General features: G+C 45.1%; 16 protein-coding genes. 4 read left to right on the top strand and 12 right to left on the bottom strand.

What is annotated here, in order from left to right:
• Positions 1–72 precede the first annotated feature (72 nt).
• From AY605_RS13295 to ilvD (AY605_RS13280), 4 genes are all read right to left on the bottom strand, one after another.
• A complete protein-coding gene (locus AY605_RS13295) occupies positions 73–360 on the bottom strand; it encodes a chorismate mutase (RefSeq protein WP_064096862.1) in 288 nt (95 codons plus the stop codon).
• Positions 341–1,663: a hypothetical protein gene (locus tag AY605_RS13290; protein ID WP_064096861.1), complete on the bottom strand. Its 1,323-nt coding sequence runs from the start codon at positions 1,661–1,663 to the stop codon at positions 341–343. The genes AY605_RS13295 and AY605_RS13290 overlap by 20 nt, the downstream gene beginning before the upstream one ends.
• 150 nt (positions 1,664–1,813) lie before the next feature.
• A complete protein-coding gene (gene ilvD, locus AY605_RS13285) occupies positions 1,814–3,499 on the bottom strand; it encodes a dihydroxy-acid dehydratase (protein ID WP_064096860.1) in 1,686 nt (561 codons plus the stop codon).
• Between the two features lie 305 nt (positions 3,500–3,804).
• Complete coding sequence (ilvD, locus tag AY605_RS13280) at positions 3,805–5,634, bottom strand: dihydroxy-acid dehydratase (protein ID WP_081406380.1); 1,830 nt, start codon at positions 5,632–5,634, stop codon at positions 3,805–3,807.
• 408 nt (positions 5,635–6,042) lie between these two features.
• Between ilvD (AY605_RS13280) and fmt the strand changes: the two genes are divergently transcribed.
• The gene (fmt, locus tag AY605_RS13275; RefSeq protein ID WP_064096858.1) at positions 6,043–7,005 is read left to right on the top strand and encodes a methionyl-tRNA formyltransferase; all 963 of its coding nucleotides are present in this window, start codon (positions 6,043–6,045) and stop codon (positions 7,003–7,005) included.
• The gene (rsmB, locus tag AY605_RS13270) at positions 7,002–8,309 is read left to right on the top strand and encodes a 16S rRNA (cytosine(967)-C(5))-methyltransferase RsmB (RefSeq protein WP_064096857.1); all 1,308 of its coding nucleotides are present in this window, start codon (positions 7,002–7,004) and stop codon (positions 8,307–8,309) included. The genes fmt and rsmB overlap by 4 nt, the downstream gene beginning before the upstream one ends.
• A 69-nt stretch (positions 8,310–8,378) precedes the next feature.
• Here rsmB and zupT read toward each other — a convergent pair whose 3' ends face one another.
• From zupT to AY605_RS13255, 4 genes are all read right to left on the bottom strand, one after another.
• A complete protein-coding gene (gene zupT, locus AY605_RS13265; protein ID WP_064096856.1) occupies positions 8,379–9,188 on the bottom strand; it encodes a zinc transporter ZupT in 810 nt (269 codons plus the stop codon).
• Between the two features lie 88 nt (positions 9,189–9,276).
• Positions 9,277–9,387, bottom strand: a complete 111-nt coding sequence (locus tag AY605_RS14970) for a methionine/alanine import family NSS transporter small subunit (RefSeq protein ID WP_081406379.1) — start codon at positions 9,385–9,387, stop codon at positions 9,277–9,279.
• A 10-nt stretch (positions 9,388–9,397) separates the two neighbouring features.
• Positions 9,398–10,873, bottom strand: coding sequence for a sodium-dependent transporter (locus AY605_RS13260; RefSeq protein ID WP_064096855.1), 1,476 nt, complete (start codon positions 10,871–10,873; stop codon positions 9,398–9,400).
• A gap of 592 nt (positions 10,874–11,465) precedes the next feature.
• Complete coding sequence (locus AY605_RS13255) at positions 11,466–12,914, bottom strand: aldehyde dehydrogenase family protein (RefSeq protein ID WP_064096854.1); 1,449 nt, start codon at positions 12,912–12,914, stop codon at positions 11,466–11,468.
• A 134-nt stretch (positions 12,915–13,048) separates the two neighbouring features.
• Between AY605_RS13255 and AY605_RS13250 the strand changes: the two genes are divergently transcribed.
• Together AY605_RS13250 and AY605_RS13245 are read left to right on the top strand one after the other, a co-directional pair.
• Positions 13,049–13,738 carry a TIGR04219 family outer membrane beta-barrel protein gene (locus tag AY605_RS13250; protein WP_064096853.1) on the top strand — a complete coding sequence of 230 codons (690 nt, stop codon included), beginning with the start codon at positions 13,049–13,051 and terminating at the stop codon, positions 13,736–13,738.
• Between the two features lie 383 nt (positions 13,739–14,121).
• Positions 14,122–14,673 carry a type 1 glutamine amidotransferase domain-containing protein gene (locus AY605_RS13245; RefSeq protein WP_064096852.1) on the top strand — a complete coding sequence of 184 codons (552 nt, stop codon included), beginning with the start codon at positions 14,122–14,124 and terminating at the stop codon, positions 14,671–14,673.
• A gap of 48 nt (positions 14,674–14,721) precedes the next feature.
• Here the strand turns inward: AY605_RS13245 and AY605_RS13240 are convergent, their stop codons facing one another.
• The 4 genes from AY605_RS13240 to AY605_RS13225 all read right to left on the bottom strand — a co-directional run bounded on the left by AY605_RS13240 (position 14,722) and on the right by AY605_RS13225 (position 18,897).
• The gene (locus tag AY605_RS13240) at positions 14,722–15,045 is read right to left on the bottom strand and encodes an ankyrin repeat domain-containing protein (protein WP_064096851.1); all 324 of its coding nucleotides are present in this window, start codon (positions 15,043–15,045) and stop codon (positions 14,722–14,724) included.
• Between the two features lie 489 nt (positions 15,046–15,534).
• A complete protein-coding gene (locus AY605_RS13235) occupies positions 15,535–15,735 on the bottom strand; it encodes a hypothetical protein (RefSeq protein ID WP_064096850.1) in 201 nt (66 codons plus the stop codon).
• A 94-nt stretch (positions 15,736–15,829) separates the two neighbouring features.
• Positions 15,830–17,179 carry an aromatic acid/H+ symport family MFS transporter gene (locus AY605_RS13230; RefSeq protein WP_064096849.1) on the bottom strand — a complete coding sequence of 450 codons (1,350 nt, stop codon included), beginning with the start codon at positions 17,177–17,179 and terminating at the stop codon, positions 15,830–15,832.
• Positions 17,180–17,532: 353 nt separating this feature from the next.
• Entirely contained in the window at positions 17,533–18,897 is a 1,365-nt protein-coding gene (locus tag AY605_RS13225) for an MFS transporter (protein ID WP_064096848.1), read from the bottom strand.
• Positions 18,898–19,275 lie beyond the last annotated feature (378 nt).

Genomic DNA, 19,275 nt, shown 5'->3' with positions numbered 1-19,275 from the left:
AAATCTTGAGGCACGAGTTTGATATGCCAGAAACCATCATATTCATCAGCAGAAAATGAATCTGAACATCACTTAAGGACGAAACTCTTTCAGTTCACGTTGAATAAAGTAATGGAACATTTCACGGTACAGATGTTCTATAAATTCCTGATCAACGCCCTGCTTTTGCGCCAGAGCTCTCACATTTTCTACAATCTGCTCCATACGTTCGGGTGACTGCAAATCAGTCTCGGTTTTCTTGAAACGGGTAGTTTGATCAACATAAAATTGACGCGCAGCGATCAGCTCAACTAAAGCTGTATCAATGGCATCGATCTGGTGACGTGCATGTTGTAATGATTCAGCTTTGATCTTTTCCATGTTTTTTCAGTTCACTTTCAGTTTGATTATTACTCTTATACTTTTCTTCTAACACATTACTGAAAATACTTTCAATCATCCAGACCCGATATAAGCTATTAAATGTATAACTTTGATCATCTATGCGTAATTCCAGCACTGGAAAGTTTGGTTGCGACTTCATTTCACACAGCATGTCGTTATCCTGCAACTTGGCCAGAATGTCGTCCTGGGTCAGCTCCACAATATTTAACTGCTGTTGCAAACGCCTGAAATGTGGCGCATAAGACAGGTCTGCCCCTTGGGTCCACACGGCATGCAAAATCTCATACATAGCCTCGATCCGCTGTTCTTCAGGACAGCTATAAAATAACTGGGCCATAGGTACGATTGCCTGCTCGGTCGGCCGGCAGAACGGGGTGAATTTAACATCAGTCCGTTTGGATAAACGAGTAGCCAGACTCCAGTCAAACTTGTCCCGGCCACGATAGGACAAGGGATAGACATTCAGCTGGATATTATAAAAATCCGCCAGCTCTTCCTTGATGTAGGCAAGCAATAGCCAGGAAATCGGATCTTCCAGCGCGATATACAAGTCCAGTTCCGGATCCATCGACTGGATCTCGTTCAGTTCTTCGGCATCACTGATCAGATGCTCACGCCATTCAATGTGATCGATCATAAAAATCGGATTACCGGTCAGCAGTTTTTGCTGCTCCAGACGCCGGGTGAGACGCAACAGGTCATCGACTGCCTGATACTGGCGTCCGCCTAAATTAAAATAGCTGGCCAGTATGGGCGTCTGGTCAAAAATACGTTCGGGAAAATCCTGTGGCTGATGATGGCGACTGGCCATGACATACAGGGTGCGCAACTTTCCGGTCTGCTTCTGCCAGAGCATATGGAATACATCTTCCAGCAAGTACAGAAAATCCTGTCCCCGCAGCGGTGTATAGCGCAAAATCAGTTCGGCCTGTTTTAAGGCCTCAGCACTCGGTAATTCCGGTGTGTCGTGAAAACTGAAGCGATGCTGTTTCGACAAGATCTTGGCATCATTAATCGTGTAGTGCTGCCATTCATCAAAAGACATCTGGTTCGGCGGTTCGGCATGCTCACTAGAAATGATCACTTTTAGCGGTTTTAATGCCGGACTTAAAATTTCTTCGAGCTGGGGCAACTGCTGTACCGCCAGATAACTGTAGACATCGTCCAGTCTTAAATGGATACTCAGCCCATCTTCAATAGATAACACCGTTTGACGGGTCGGTTTTTGGTAAAACCAACTCGATCGGATTGGATCAAACCAACGGCGTAACAGGGACATGAGATCGGCCTCGACAAGAGTGACTGTGCACAGCGCCATACAGTAGCAGCTACACAGAATAATCTATTTTTAAAATTGCAGAACCAAAGCTCTGCATGGTGTAAAAACTTATATCAAGTCATAAGCAAATGTTCAATGTTTAACAATAGATTAGAGATCAATATTCAGGTCAGTGACTGCTCCCGTTTCTGCACCTGAGGTCAGTTTGGCAAATTTGGCCAGCGCACCATGAGTATAGTTTGGCTGAGGTTTGGTCCAGATCGCTTGACGTGCTGCAATCTCCTGTTCATCCACATGCCAGGTCATTTCCCGGGTTTCGGCATTAATCGAAATTTCATCGCCATTTTGCACCAGCCCAATCGGGCCACCTTCATAGGCTTCTGGCGTCACATGACCAATCACAAAACCGTGACTGCCGCCAGAGAAACGTCCGTCGGTAATTAATGCCACTGAATCGCCCAGACCTTTACCAATAATCGCAGAAGTCGGTTTCAGCATTTCTGGCATACCTGGCCCGCCTTTAGGGCCGACGCCACGAATCACCACTACTTCACCCGGCTGGACTTCGCCATCCAGAATGCCACGCATCGCACCCTGCTCACCTTCAAAGACGCGTGCCGGTCCTTTGAAGTGCAAGCCTTCCTTCCCGGTAATTTTCGCCACGGCGCCTTTTGGTGACAGGTTACCTTTGAGAATCACCAGATGTGAGTCTTTTTTTACCGGCTTGTCAAAAGGTAAAATGATCTGCTGACCTTGCGGATAATCTTTTACATCGGCCAAGTTTTCTGCCAGCGTCTTACCTGTGACCGTTAAACAGGACCCATCCAGCATGCCGGCATCCAGCATGCGCTTCATCAGTGGTTGAATCCCGCCTATAGCGATCAGTTCTGACATTAAATATTTACCTGATGGACGTACATCGGCCACCACCGGAATATCTTTGCCAATCCGCACGAAATCATCCAGGCTCAGTTCCACCCCTGCGGTATGCGCCATGGCCAAAAGATGTAGTACCCCGTTGGTCGAACCACCCAGTGCAATCAAGACCTTGATTGAATTTTCGAAAGCAGCCTTGGTCATGATGTCACGTGGCTTGATATCCAGGCGCAACAGATTCATGACTGCTTCACCGGCACGGGCACAGTCGATTTGCTTGTCTTCCGAAACTGCTTCCTGCGCGGAGGAACCCGGCAGGCTCATGCCAAGTGCTTCAATTGCAGAGGCCATCGAGTTGGCCGTATACATGCCGCCACAGGAGCCCGGACCCGGCAAGGATACTTCTTCAATATGCTTGACCTGAATCGCGTTAATTTCACCTTTGGCATACTGACCTACCGCTTCAAATACCGAAATCATGTCAGTATGACCTTCACCGGGTTTGATGGTACCGCCATAAATAAACAGACCGGGGCGGTTTAGACGAGCCAGTCCCATAATGCAGCCCGGCATGTTTTTATCACAGCCGCCAATCGCAATAACCCCATCATAGGCCTGACAGCCAACCACAGTTTCAATCGAATCGGCAATAATTTCACGCGATACCAATGAATATTTCATCCCTTCCGTACCGTTGGAAATCCCGTCAGAAATGGTAATGGTATTGAAGATAATACCCTTGCCGCCCGCAGCACTCACGCCCTGCTCGACAGTTCTGGCCAAACCATCAATATGCATATTACATGGTGTGACATTGGCCCAGGTTGAGGCAATCCCAATGAATGGCCGATCAAAATCAGCATCTTTAAAACCGGTAGCACGCATCATGGATCGCGCCGGTGCATTTTCAATGCCTTCATAAACGGGGGCTGAATGCTCGCGGATATTATCTTTACTCATTATTTTCTTCCTGGGCGATGACCAATTTTAAGCGTCGGTCTTGGACAATTTATTTTAAGGTCATTGTATAGAAAGCATTCAGTATGTAAAAGAAATTCGCCTACAGAAAAACATTTTGATGAATCCTTAAAAATTTGAATCACATGACCAAGCGACATGGATGTCGCTGTTCCGCTACCATACGGGCAAACGTGCGACTTCCTGTCGCACTCCACTGGGCAAAATTTGGCAAGTCTAAACATAGTTTCTTGTATAAAAAAAGCACCCCGTCTGGAGTGCTTTCTTGCGCTATAAAAATTTACAGCTTAGATTTCACGTACCGCACCTTTTGCCGCACTGGTGGTATGCATGGCATATGCTTTCAGGGCTTTCGAAATTTTGCGTGGGCGCTCCTCTACCGGGTGCCAGCCCTTAGCGTCCTGCGCTACACGGCGCTCTGCCATGACAGCGTCTTCAACAGCCAGGTGAATAGTACGGTTTGGAATATCGATTTCAATACGGTCACCATCTTCAACCAGACCAATCGCACCCCCTTCAGCTGCTTCTGGCGATACATGTCCAATCGACAGACCTGACGAGCCGCCAGAGAAACGGCCATCAGTTAACAGTGCGCATTCCTTACCTAAACCTTTCGATTTCAGGTAGCTGGTTGGATATAGCATTTCCTGCATGCCCGGCCCACCGCGTGGACCTTCATAGCGAATCACCACCACATCACCTGCAGTAATCTTGCCACCCAGAATCGCGTCTACCGCAGCATCCTGACTTTCAAAAACACGTGCAGTACCGTTGAATTTCAGGATCGAATCATCTACACCCGCAGTTTTTACAATACAGCCATCGAGCGCGATGTTACCGTAGAGTACAGCCAGACCACCGTCCTGAGAGAAAGCATGTTCTGCATTACGGATCACCCCATTTTCACGGTCACCATCTAGACGTGAATAATAACGGTCTTGTGAGAATGCAGTTTGTGTTGGTACACCGCCTGGAGCTGATTTGAAGAATTGATACACTTCTTCATCATCAGTACGAATGATGTCCCATTTATCCAAGGCATCTTTCAGCGTTGCTTCATGAACGGTGGGTACAGACGTATCCAGCAGACCTGCACGGTCCAGCTCACCCAGAATTGACATGATCCCGCCAGCACGGTGTACGTCTTCCATATGCACGTCCTGCTTCGCCGGTGCCACTTTACACAGTACAGGCACTTTACGAGATAGACGATCGATATCATCCATAGTGAAGTCCACACCAGCTTCATTCGCTGCAGCCAGCAGGTGCAATACGGTATTGGTTGAACCACCCATGGCAATATCCAGGGTCATGGCATTTTCATAGGATGCTTTGGTGGCAATTGAACGTGGCAGTAAGCTGTAATCGTCCTGTTCATAATGACGTTTGGTAATTTCAACAATCAGTTGACCCGCACGTTCGAACAGTTTTTTACGGTTGGCATGCGTCGCCAGAGTTGAACCGTTACCTGGAAGTGACAGACCCAAGGCTTCAGTCAGGCAGTTCATGGAATTGGCAGTAAACATGCCTGAACATGAACCGCAAGTTGGGCATGCAGAACGTTCATACTCTGCGACTTCTTCATCGGTATAGCTGTCGTCTGCAGCTACAATCATCGCATCAATCAGGTCAATCGCCTTATCATTACCACGGATTTTGACTTTACCCGCTTCCATCGGACCGCCAGAGACAAATACCACTGGAATGTTCAGGCGCATCGCGGCCATCAACATTCCCGGGGTGATCTTGTCACAGTTCGAAATACACACCATGGCATCGGCACAATGTGCATTGACCATGTACTCAACCGAGTCTGCAATCAGATCCCGTGAAGGCAGTGAATACAGCATGCCGTCATGCCCCATTGCGATTCCATCATCTACCGCAATGGTATTGAATTCTTTTGCTACACCGCCTGACGCTTCAATTTGACGTGCCACCAGCTGACCCAGGTCTTTGAGATGTACATGACCCGGTACAAACTGGGTAAAGGAGTTCACTACCGCAATAATCGGTTTACCGAAATCTTCATCCTTCATACCGGTGGCACGCCATAAACCGCGTGCGCCAGCCATATTTCTTCCGTGTGTCGATGTTTTTGAACGATAGTCAGGCATTTTATACTTCCAACAAAGTTTGAGCTTGCAATGAATCGGACAGATCCACTCTGGCTAAATCATACTGACAAGGAGCTTAAATCAGTTGAATTTTAAACCTATCATACTACAAGCCCTTGTTTTACTAGATGGCCTTTTGGATGTAGATGCAGGCAAAAATGTCTATAGAGAGGTTTTGGCGATCTGACGATAAAAATTTCTGGATGAAATCTACTATAACGCCATCACCCTTGCGACAATACAAAACTTTCATGAATAATTTTTACAATTTGCATGAGTTTTTTTTATATAAAAATTCCACTGAAATTCAAGCACTCACAGGCCCTATCCGATAAGTTTTGGTAAGGATTAGGCTGAAATTTGGCTTTTGGCTTATAATACGCTTTAAGTTTATTTGGAATTTCATGTGTGAAGATCATATTTGCAGGCACACCAGAATTTGCAGCGACTGCATTGGCTGCGCTGCTCAAAACCAATCATGAAATTGTGGCGGTTTATACCCAACCTGACCGCAAGGCTGGACGTGGACAAAAACTTACGGCCTCTGCAGTGAAGCAGTTGGCGCTTGAACACCATATTCCGGTCTATCAGCCTTTACATTTCAAGTCATCGACTGAAGAAGGTCTGGCGGCACAAGCGGAACTCAAAGCTTTAAATGCAGATGTGATGGTGGTGGCGGCTTATGGCCTGATCCTGCCACAAGTGGTTCTGGATACGCCAAAATATGGTTGCCTGAATATACACGGTTCGCTGTTGCCACGCTGGCGCGGTGCAGCCCCGATTCAGCGCGCGATTGCTACCGGCGATACCGAAACGGGTGTGACCATTATGAAAATGGCGGCCGGTCTGGATACCGGGGATATGATGTATAAAACACGATGTCCGATTACTGCCGAAGATACTTCTGCCAGCCTGCATGACAAACTGGCACTGCAAGGTGCAGAGGCGATTGTGGCCGTGCTTGAATCGGAACAGACCTTACAGCACTATCTTGAGACTCGCGAAGTCCAGGATGAAAGCCTGACGGTTTACGCGCATAAACTGTCAAAAGCCGAAGCACAAATTGACTGGACCCAGCCTGCAGCAGCCATTGATCGTAATATTCGTGCTTTTAATCCTTGGCCGGTGGCATTTACTCCGCTGGATGACAGCAGCAATTTACGCATCTGGAATTCCTCGCTTTCCATGCAAAAGGCAAGCAATGCCCTGCCTGGTGAAGTGATTGCCCTAGATAAAGACGGCGTGCATGTAATGTGTGGCGACCAAAATGCCATCTGTATCACCAATCTGCAATGGCCAGGTGGCAAAGCCCTGAATGCTATTCAAATTAACCAAACTCAAAAACTGTCGGTAGGATATAAATTCGCATGAGCCAAATTCAATCATCAGCTAAAAACTTGAATTTGCGCGCGCAAGTTGTAAAAACGCTATTGGCTGTACAAAATGGTCAATCACTTGCTTCTGTACTTAATCAACATATCAACATCGTGTCTGAGCGTGATCGTGGTCTTTATCACGAGTTAACTCTAGGCTGTTTACGTCAGTGGCATGGCCTGAAAGCCATCACCCTGCCGCTGTTAACTAAACCTCTCGATAACCAGGCTCTAGAGAGCTGCTTATATTTGGGTTTGTACCAGATTCTATGTACCCGTATTCCGGCACATGCTGCGATTTCAGAAACCGTAACTGCTGCCAAACAGCTTGGCTTTGAACCTTTAAGCGGTCTGGTCAATGCGGTACTGCGTCGTGTTTCACGTGAAACAGAAGAATTTGACCTGGCTTTAAATCAGGCGCATGGCCTGCCAAGCTGGCTCTACAAGCGTTTAAAGAAAGACTGGCCGGAACAGCTTACCGAGCTGTCACATGACTTGAAACAGATTGCACCGCTCACCTTGCGTGTCAATGTCAATCAGGTCAGCCGTGATGAATATCTGGAAATTCTGGAAGAAGAAGGCTACGAGGCACGTGCCTGTACTCTTTCCGAAGTTGGTATCGTTCTGGAACAGAATGTGCATATTCCGAACCTGCCAGGCTACGAAGCCGGTGGTTTCTCGGTTCAGGACGAACATGCCCAGCTTTGCGCAACCTTGCTTCCTGACCTTGAAAACAAAGTCGTGGTCGATGCCTGTGCTGCTCCAGGTGGTAAGACTGCTCATATTCTGGAAAAATATAGCCCGAAAAAGCTCTATGCCATTGATCAGGACGCCAAACGTTTAGTCCGTGTGGCAGAAAATCTGGAACGTCTATTGTTAACTGAATATGCTGACGTTGAAATTATTGCGGCTGATGCGATCACCTGGACAGCTCCGGAGCCGGTCGACTGTATCGTACTGGATGCACCGTGTTCTGCAATTGGTGTGATCCGTCGTCATCCAGACATCCGTTTACTGCGTCATTCCACAGATATTCCGCAAACGGTACAGCTGCAAAAGCAGATTCTGGAAAATATGTGGCAGCAACTGAAAGTCGGTGGTACTTTGCTGTACATCACCTGTTCAATTCTGAAAGCCGAAAACGAACAGCAGATGGTCGAGTTTTTTAATACCCATGCCGATGCCAAAGAAATCAAGATCGAAGCCGATTGGGGTATCGAACAGATTCATGGTCGTCAGTTGTTGCCGAAAGCAGATCAAGGCGACGGCTTCTTCTATTGCCGTATAGAAAAAACTGCATAAGTCATGTGTTTAAAATGAAAGGCAGCCTAAGCTGCCTTTTTTATGGCGCGTGATTCAGGAATATGAGGCTTATTGAATAAATTTAAAAATTACCAGACTAGTAGCCAGAGCAGCCATGCCGCTCACCAAGCCATAGACTGTTTCATGCCCTTCAGAATAGCGTTTTGCCGTCGGCAATAATTCATCCAGCGCCAGATAAACCATCACACCGCCAATCACGCCAAAGATCAGGCCATAGACCGTTTCATTCATATAAGGCGCCAGAATAAAATACCCCAAGGCTGCACCCAGAGGCTCGGCCATTCCCGAAACCAAACTGGCCCAGAGGGCATAATCTTTACGGCCGGTGGCCATATAGACCGGCAAGGCAATCGCCACGCCTTCTGGTATGTTATGAATCGCAATCGCGACCGCCAGAGGTGCACCCAGAGCAGGACTTTCCAGGGTGGCAAAAAATGTTGCCAGTCCTTCCGGCAAGTTATGGGCACTAATCGCAAACAGGGTCAGCATGCCAGTACGCAGTAACTGTTGTGAACTGACTCCCTTGGCAGACTGGGTTTCAATAGTGTCATGCGGATTCGGGACAAAGCGGTCCAGCAATAACACCAGCACCACGCCCAGTAAAAAAGCAAAAGTGCCAAAGGCGAAACCGGTTTTTTCACCAAAATCCACAGTGAAGGACGCAATCGACTTATTCAGAATTTCGGTTAAAGAAACATAGACCATGGCACCGGCAGCAAAGGCCAGACCAAAAGCAAGCAGGCGGAAATTGGGTTTTTTTAAGAACAGTACCAGTCCACCCCCCACTACGGTAGCCAGACCGGCCAAAAAAGTCACGGCAAAAGCTGTATAGACTTGTCCATCTGAAACGGAAATCATGTCAAAGCATCAGCCATTAAAAAAGTCATTATCATCAAAGATGATAATGACTTCCGTTGCTTGTAAATGTAGGTTTATGTCAAGATTTTTAGTCTTCTGGTTCTTCCGGATTTTTTGCCAAATGAATAACCGCCAGTACCAGCCCTCCCCATAATAGAACGATGGAGAAAATCATCATGATCAGTGCAGATGTATTCATATTTATTCTCCTAACTACGACGGTCTTTGACTAGACTTAACAGAATGGCACCCAGGATAAAGAATGCCATGACGCCTCCGCCAACCAGCCACAAGGTACTGGCAGGATAATCACCATAACCTTCGGTCATAATCGATTTCAGAGTCAGGCCGAGTGCCAGTAATAACGACAAAGGGGTGACGAAGGTCAGCATGAAATTCCAGCTGCGTCCCAGCTTCACGCTGGCAAACTGGTTAACATGGTCTTCCAGCTGTTTCATCAATGGACGGCGGAACCACGACAACAGAATAATCGATACCAGTCCACCACCGACAATACCAATATTATTGGCAAAATAATCAATGATATCGACAAAGGTAACGGCACTATGCGTCGAGAACATCAGGGTAGAAATGACCGCCGAACCACCCGCAATGATTGTGACTGACTTGTTCTTCGACCAGCCCAGTTTGTCCTGAAACGCAGCAATCGGAACTTGCAGGATACTCACCATCGAGGTAATACCGGCAACCGTCAATGACGCGAAGAACAGGAAGCCAAACAGGTCACCACCTGTCCCTAAACTGGAAATAATTTTCGGGAATGCAATAAAGGCCAGACCAATACCGCCAGACACTACATCTTCAACTTTAGCACCTGAACTGAACGCCATAAAACCAAGCGCTGCAAATACCCCAATACCCGCCAGAATTTCAAAAGACGAATTGGCCAGTGCCACCACGATTCCCGAACCGGTCAGGTTGGTTTTGCGTTTCAAATAAGAGGCATAGGTCAACATAATCCCGAAGCCCACCGACAGTGAGAAGAAGATATGACCAAAAGCGGCCAGCCAGACTTTATAGTTGGTCATGGCTTCCCAGTTCGGGGTAAAGAAAGCATTTAAGCCATCAACTGCACCCGGTAAGCGCACTGCCTGAATCACCAGAATGGAAAATAAAACCACCAGCAATGGCATAAAGATTTTATTGGCCAGCTCTACTCCACGGCGTACCCCGCCGTAAAGAATCAACATGACCGCAGCCCAGACCACCACCAGACCAAAGAACAGTGTAGGCACAAAACCTAAGGTCAGGCCTTCACCATTTTGCAGGTAGGAGTTGAAGAAAAAGGCCTGGGTATCTGTACCCCATTGCTGTCCAAAGGAATAGAACATATAACTGCCGGCCCAGGACAATACGCTGGCATAGTAAATCCCGATCACTAGCGTCACCATGACCTGCCACCACCCCAGGGATTCGGCATTCATGAGTTTCTTGTAAGCCATAGGCGGCGCTTTGCGGAACTTGTGTCCGACTGCATAATCTAAAAATAGTAAAGGTAAACCTGCTGCGAAAATCGCAATCAGATAAGGGATCAGGAATGCCCCGCCACCATTTTCATAGGCCACATAAGGGAAACGCCAGATATTCCCCAAACCAACGGCGGAACCAATCGCTGCAATAATGAATCCTGAGCGTGCGGACCAATTCTCACGAGTTTCTGTCATAGAACACCTAAACTTTTAACTCCTTCAGATGCTGCTTGTTATGGTTATAGCGCAAGCAAAAAAAGAAGCATTTCAATAATTTTGGGTGTTTGAATTAGAGGGCACCTTGTGGGTGTCGAATTCTAATATACAAACAGGTCAGCAGGTCTTACAGCTTGCTTAAAGTCTGATCGAAAAACTGACCTTGTAGATGATTTAACAATACTGACTTTTGTAAATTTTTTCTGTAAATTCTGCTCAAAATATTCGTTATTTATAATCTGTTTGAATTAATTGCTCAATAATTCTACGGAAAAGACTTTATTTTTAAGGTTATATATTGACAAACTTTTTGGAATATATTTTTTATTAAGTTTTACTACAGACTTATGGTTCTTAAAGCTTTTCCTGTCATCAGGATAAATCGCTGTTTAATATCCTGTGTCTAAGCGCTACAAATCTCTACGGATGAATCCCTTTTTCTGGTCGAAGTATATGGAGCAGAGTCTTTCCCTGCCCCGGCCTGAAATTTAAGATTATGCAATAGACCCAGATCCCATCACCCGATTGAAAAACCACCCGGCTTGCGATCTGGGCAAAGAACATGCTGAACTTAAGCTTTAATGACCAGCATGCGCTCTTCCTGCATGTCGCGAATGGCGGACTGAATCCCTTCACGGCCCAGACCCGAATCTTTTACCCCGCCATAGGGCATGTTATCCACCCGGAAAGACGGTATATCATTGATGATGACACCACCGACATGCAGATGATCCCAGGCATATAGCATCTTGTTCAGATTCTGGGTATAGACCCCGGCCTGCAGGCCAAAACGGCTGCGGTTGATACAGGCAATACCGGATTCAAAATCGGTATAAGGTTCAATCATGGCCACTGGACCAAAGACTTCATCCCGATAGATTTCCAGATTCTGATCCACATTCTCCAGCAAGGTCGGAGCGAATAGCACCTCGTCCAGTTTGCCGCCTGCCAGAATTTTTGCATCTTTTTTCACAGCTTTATCCAGCCATGTTTCTAGCCGTTTGGCCTCGGCTTTCTTGATCATTGGCCCCACCAAGGTCGTGCTCAGATTTGGATCATCCGCTTTAAGCGTTTTCAGCTTGGCCACCATTTTCTGTTTCACGTCATCATAGATATCCTGATGCACCAGAATCCGCTGTACACTGATACATACCTGTCCGGCATGGCCATAGGCGCCACCGATCAAACGGCTAATCAGTGCATCATTAATCTCTGTATCTGGTTCGATCATCACTGCAGCATTGCCGCCCAGCTCCAGTGTGACTTTTTTACGGCCGGCACGGGCTTTCATGTCCCAGCCCACTGCATCAGAGCCGGTAAAGCTGAGTAATTTAAAGCGGTCATCCGTGACCAGCACATCGGCCAGTTCTCGTGGACAGGGTAAAACTGAAAATGCACCATGAGGCAACTCAGTTTCTGCCAGAATCTCGGCTATTTTAAGTGCAGAAATTGGAGTCAAACTTGCCGGTTTCAGTACAAAAGGACACCCGGCGGCAATCGCAGGTGCAATTTTATGCGCAGTCAGGTTCAAGGGAAAATTAAACGGACTAATCAGAGATACCGCACCAATTGGCACCTGTTTGACCATTCCCTGATAACCCGAAGCTGCCGCAGTGACGGCCAAAGGCAGGATGCGTCCCTGATCCATCTGGGTCACGGCATCTGCTGCGATCTGAAAGGTATTGATCAGGCGTTCGACTTCAGCTTCTGCAGCTTTACGTGGTTTACCGCCCTCTGCAATCAGGATTTCCGTCAGTTCTTCATGAATTTCGCGGAAACGTCGCACACAGTGCAGCAGAATTTTCTGTTTCTGGAACGGCTCTAATGCGGCCATCTCGGCTTCAGCATCTGTTGCAGACTGAATTGCCTGTTCCAGCGTGCTGGCATCTGCCAGGGCGACACGTGCATACAGCTTCTGGCTATATTTATGTTTAACCTCCAGCCATTCCCCTGTCTGAACCGCCTGACCGGCGACATATAATGCATAATCTTTATGCTGTTTTGCTTCTACAGATACCATCTTCTCGTCCTTCAACATCCAAGGATATACATTTTTGAAATTCTCTATATCATGCACTTGCTCAGACATATAAAGAAAATGTTTTTAAGTAACAGACCGGCCTGATTTGAAGCAAGCTATAAGGAAATAGAGCCATGCGCGCAAACATACTCACCTCACTATTATTAGGTTTTGGACTCAGCACATTCAGTCATGCAGATGTGATTGGGGTAAAAGCTGATCTTAGTTACTGGAATTTTGATGGCTATAGTCAAGACAACAATTTCAAGCATGAACTGGATCGGCAAGGTACCGCACAGCTATCTGTTGCTGTGGAGCATCCGCTACCACTTTTACCCAATGCGAAAATCAGATATGTCAATCTTGACAGTAACAGCGAACAAAGCTCGCCTGCCAATGCCGCAGATATCGAGCTGAATAACATTGACTATATTCTGTATTACGAACTACTCGATACCGTAGTACATGCCGATATTGGTGCTGGTCTTAACAATCTGGACGGTACGGTGAGAAACCTGAATGCAGGTGCTCTAAACCAGTATGATCTGGATGAATACAGTCCGCTACTCTATGCAACAGTTGGCGTAAAACTGCCATTTACCGGTATGAGTGCCAAAGCCGAAGCCATTTACACGCATGGCAGCGATAGCAAAAAAACCGAAGTACAGGCCGAACTGCAATATGACTTTATTGATAATCTGTTGGTCGATGTCGGTGCCAAAGTCGGTTATCGCATGATGCAGGTGGATTTTGAACAGGATCAACGACCAGATTTACGGCTGGAATTTAAAGGTCCTTATATCGGTCTGGATGTACACTTTTAATGACATGCCACTGCTTCAGTCTACACAGCTCAATTTCTCTGCGCTGTTGTAAGCCAAAGCGTACATTGATAAGCGTAATCTGCTGCTAGTAGCCTGTCGGGATGTATATTATCTTATAAACATAGAGAGCAGGATGCTCCAAGAAGACCTAAAAACAAGAATAACATCGCAACACCAGGACGTGAGGTACGACAGGAGTTATACCTAAATCACGAGATACGGAAAAGCCCCGACAGGATGTCGGGGCTTTTTTTCTGCATATTCCTTTTCATATACATTGCTTTATTTATCATTGCTTAACAGTTCCGAGTTAAAACTCCAACATTGTAAAAATCTGCTTGTTGTTAAGCTAAAAATCCTCACATTTTTTGGGAACAGCAATCATGGTAAAAAAGGTCCTCTTTATTACATCCAATCAAGGCGTTGAACATGATGAACTGACTGAGCCTTTAAATTTTTTAAAGTCCAAAGGTTTTGAAGTGATTCATGCCGCAGAAAAAAATGAAGATGTAGCCACTGTCAAAGGTGATACCAAAGCTGCTACCCAATATACGCCGGATACCAGTTTCGACCATGTCGATCTGAATGATTATGATTTGTTGGTGATTCCAGGCGGTACAGTCAACGCGGATACTCTAAGAATCAATCAGGATGCGCAGAAAATCATTCAGCATTTTGCCGACAATCACAAACCGATTGCCGCGATCTGTCATGGGCCATGGGCCTTAATTGATGCAGATCGAATTAAAGATAAGAATCTGACTTCATATAAGAGTATCAAGCTGGATCTGGAAAATGCTGGCGCGAAATGGGTCGATGAAGAAGTTCATCGTTGCAATACCGGCGACTGGGTACTGATTACTTCACGTAATCCGGATGATATTCCGGCCTTTAATGAAGCCATTTTAAAAGAACTTGAAGATGAAGCTGCTTAAGCTCCTACCAATAAAAAAGAACCTCAGCATTGAGGTTCTTTTTTATATTCAGACACCACCAGCCAGACTTTTCAGATAAGCCACAACTTCTTTGTTGCCTGCCATTTCGGCCAGTTCTAAAGCAGTATTTGGACTACGATGGGCAATATCTGCGCCTTTGCTAACCAAGAGTTTGACCACTTCCAGATGATCATTTTCAGCAGCCGCCTGTAAGGCGCTATAGCCTTCTTCATCGGCGGAGTTGACGTCCAGACCTTCCTGTAGTGCCTGTTCGACCTGTTCAACGTCGCCTAAAGAAGCCCAGTACACCAGTTCAGGAAGATGTAATTCGTCATCATCTTCAGGGATTGGGGAGAATGAGTCGAATTGCATAGAATCTACCTCAAGATTTATTTTAAGTCTGAGGGTATAAAAGCATATCCATTATAACTAATCCAATCCAAATGTAAGAGATTTGCTAAAGACCTAATAGACTCATACTCATCTGTAGGTCTTATCAAAAAATCAGAAATTGCATATTTACTTTTGTTATTCTGATATTCGTGTATATACCACACTGCGTGGATATTTTTTCTTTCAAAATCTCCCTCAGGATTTTTTTTATGTAGTAAACGACTTATTTCTTGATATATAAAATTTTGGTCATGGAAGTCATTTCTTTCATTTAGTACAACTAAGATTCCAATGCACAAAGGATTTTTTAAAGCATTTTTTGTTTCAGCTATCTGTTTATCTGCCTTGGAACAAATAGCCTTTAAATTACGCGCAGCATAATTAAATAATTGATTTCTTATAAAATCTGGATTTTTATGTTTTTGGATTAACTCCTCAATATGTACAGTTCCATAAAATTTAGGAAAATCAGGATCTATCTACTTGTTTATTTATATAATCATTAATATTGGGGCTCCTGTCTGTTTCTAAAAACTTTACTTCTAGAATCCATGAGCGATCAAAAGTGAAATAATCAGCTTTTTGTCCTTTAAATTGAATATCATAGGCATCATCAATAGATTCGTATTCCAGATCAGCAAATTTTTTAAATCTTTCGTTTAAGTTCATTTATTTATCACTTTTTTAATATTTTTAAAATTTATCATTTAATGATAATAATAAAAAAGCCCCCTTTCGGAGGCTTCTTATTTAATACTTAGCTTTAAGCTTTAGACACTGCTGGTTCAATTGAACCAATCTTTTCAGACTCATCGTCATGCATGATCAATGCAACCGCAATTGCAGTAATCAATACCGGTAAACCAACTGCCATAAAGTTAAAGTAAGCAGGCAGGTTCATCCCCAGTAAGCCACCAATCAGGATCGGCCCTACAATCGCACCCATACGACCAATCGCAGAAGACCAGCCAATACCTGTCGAACGTACCGCAAGTGGGTAGAACTGCGCAACATAGCTATATAGCAACATTTGTGAACCAATTGACGCTGCACCGGCCAAGAACACCAGGATGTAAAGTAAGAATTGGTTAGATGCAAAGCCCATTGAGCTCATCACAATCGCACCCATCATACCGAGGAACATCAGTACCGGTTTCAGGTGGAAACGATCCGCAAGAATACCGCCACCGACAATACCCACAACCGCACCCACATTCATGACCATCATGAACATCAGACTGTTGTCCATCGAGTAACCTGCTGCCATCATCAACTTCGGTAACCAGCTGCTCAGCGCATACATGGTTAACAGACAGGTGAAGAACGCGACCCAGAACAGTAAGGTATTCACCGCACGACCACGACGGAACAAGCTCACCACGTTAGCGGCTTCAGGCACATTTTCCTGCGGCAAAGTAAAAGTCGTGTTCTCGGTGACTTTCAGGTTTGGTTCCAGGCGACGTACGATGCGACGCGCTTCCGTCTGCTTGTTCTGTTTCACAATGAAGGCAAGTGATTCAGGCAGGAATTTCCAGATCACTGGCAATAAAAACAGTGGAATACCCGCGATAAAGAACATGATTTGCCAACCAAAACTTGGCGTGAACCATGAACCCAATAACGCAGCCATTACGCCACCGACTGCATAACCGCTAAACATGGTGGTCACCAGCGTACTACGCATTTTTTGTGGGGCATATTCAGACGTCAATGCCACCAGGTTTGGCATGACACCACCAATACCTAAGCCGGCAAGAAAACGTAAAATACCGAATTCGGTTGGGTTTGAAGCAAAGCCACCGGCAAAAGTTAAACCACTAAATAATACAATACAGATCATGATCACTTTCTTACGACCAATCTTGTCCGCTAGGGAACCAAAGATCATCGCACCAAACATCATGCCAGCCAGTGCAGTACTTGCAAGCATTCCTGCCTGCACTGCACTTAAGCCCCAGTCTTGCATCAATAATGGTAAAACTACACCATTAATTGCTAAATCGTAGCCATCAAATAGGATAATGAGTAAACACCAAGCAACTACATTGAAGTGGAAAGGCGTGAATTTCGCATTATCGACTACAGAATTTATATCTACTGTTTCCGTTGTCATCGTTCTCATCTCCCATGAGTACTTGTCCGTAAAATCCTTTTGAATATACGAGTGAATATTCAAGTTTTAGCAATATACGCAAGTGGAATTTGAGGCACAATAAGACTAATTGATATTCTGCTATGCATATTTCAATATCATTTTTTTGCGTGATATATCACGTTTTCATTAAGATAAACTACTGAATATTCGAATCATTGTAATTTTAATTAAACTGAACTTATAACAGGTGTTTGAATTATTTATTTTTTGATTTATTCAATTCTTTATGAACTGTATGCAAAAGCCCCTTTTATCGAAGGGGCTTTTGTCATCCAATAGAAGTTTAAGTCATTGTGATTGGCAAAAAGTGACTAGGTTTTAACCGAATTCAGTTTCTGTTTGGAGAGTAAGGTTTCCGCATTTCTTTCCGCGTTCAGATCTTTGCGTACAATCAGAGCGACTGAAATTGCCCCAATAATGGCTGGAATAGCAACTGCCAGGAAGTTCATCTTGTGTGGCAACTCCATACCCAACAGGAATCCAATAATAATCGGCCCCACAATGGCGCCTACCCGACCGACTGCTGAAGCACAGCCAATACCTGTAGAACGGATTGACAGTGGATAGTACTGGGCTACAAAGCTGTAGAGCAGAATACTACTTCCGATCGCTGAAGCACCGGCAGCGGCAACCAGTAGATAGATCACGGCTTGTGGAGAGTTAAAGCCTAATCCGACCAGTGAAACTGCACCTAGCAGGAACATACCAATAATGACCGGTTTCAGATGGAAACGGTCAGCCAGAATACCGCCACCAATAGTTCCAATCACTGCGCCAATATTCATGGCCATCAGGAACATCAGACTGTTACCCAGAGAATAACCCGCTGCCATCATCAGTTTTGGTAACCAGCTACCCAATGCATAAACCATCAGCAGACACATAAAGAAGCAGCACCAGAATAATAAAGTACTCATACTCCTCCCCTGTCTGAACAGGGCAGCAATTGAAGCATCAGGTGCGTGTACTTCATTCAGTACAAACTGGGTACGAGCAGTAGCATTTTGCTCAGGACTGATCTGCTGAACAATTTTACTGGCCTTGTCATTTTGCTGTTTTTTCACCAGAAAAGTTAAAGATTCTGGTAAAAAGAACCATAAAACCGGAATAATTAATAATGGAATTCCGGCAATGTAGAACATGATTTCCCAGCCAAAACTTGGGGTTAACCAGGCGCCGAGCAAGGCCGCCATAATACCACCCACCGCATAACCGCTAAACATGGTGGTGACTAGAGTACTACGCATTTTTTGTGGCGCATATTCAGAAGTGAGCGCAACCAGATTGGGTAATACACCGCCAATACCTAAACCCGCAATGAAACGCAGGATGCCGAATTCAGTTGGATTAGAGGCAAAACCACCCCAGAACGTAAATCCGCTGAACAAGGTTACACAAATCAGAATGACATTTTTTCGTCCAATTTTATCTGCCAGCATACCGAAAAACATGGCACCAAACATCATGCCTGCCAGAGCAGTACTGGCCAGCATTCCGGCTTGAACTGCCGTCATATTCCATTCTTGCATCAGTAGCGGTAAAGCAACACCGTTAATTGCCAAATCATAACCGTCAAAAATCACGACAAATACGCACCAGAGTACGATCTTTAAATGAAAAGGTTTAAACTTTGCCTCATCCACTACAGCATTCACATTTACCGTTGTTGCTGTCATTTTTCCTCACCTCCAATTGTGAGCTTTTTTATTCTATGAAAAAATGAATGGTCATTCACTTTTGTATACAAAATGGATGATTATTTTTACTTTGTCTACTGCAAAACATACCAAGTTAAGTAATTTTAAAAAATTTGGACTAAAGTTTTAGCAGGAAGGGTTTTAAATAAAGCGCCAGTAAAATAAAGCTAGCTTAAATTAATTATACTTTTCACGTTATTTTTATTTTTATTAATCACATTTAATAAGAGTTTCTACTTATCTTCCAATAAATTTCCCACCATAAAAAAACACCCCCGGCCTTTAGACCGGGGGTGTTTCGAATAATGAGCTGGCGATGACTTACTCTCACATGGGTAATCCCACACTACCATCAGC

This window comes from Acinetobacter sp. SFD, from assembly GCF_001647575.1.
Classification (GTDB): Bacteria; Pseudomonadota; Gammaproteobacteria; order Pseudomonadales; family Moraxellaceae; genus Acinetobacter; species Acinetobacter pecorum.
Note: the sequence above shows the minus strand (reverse complement) of the source record. Positions and strands in the feature narration are given on the sequence as shown.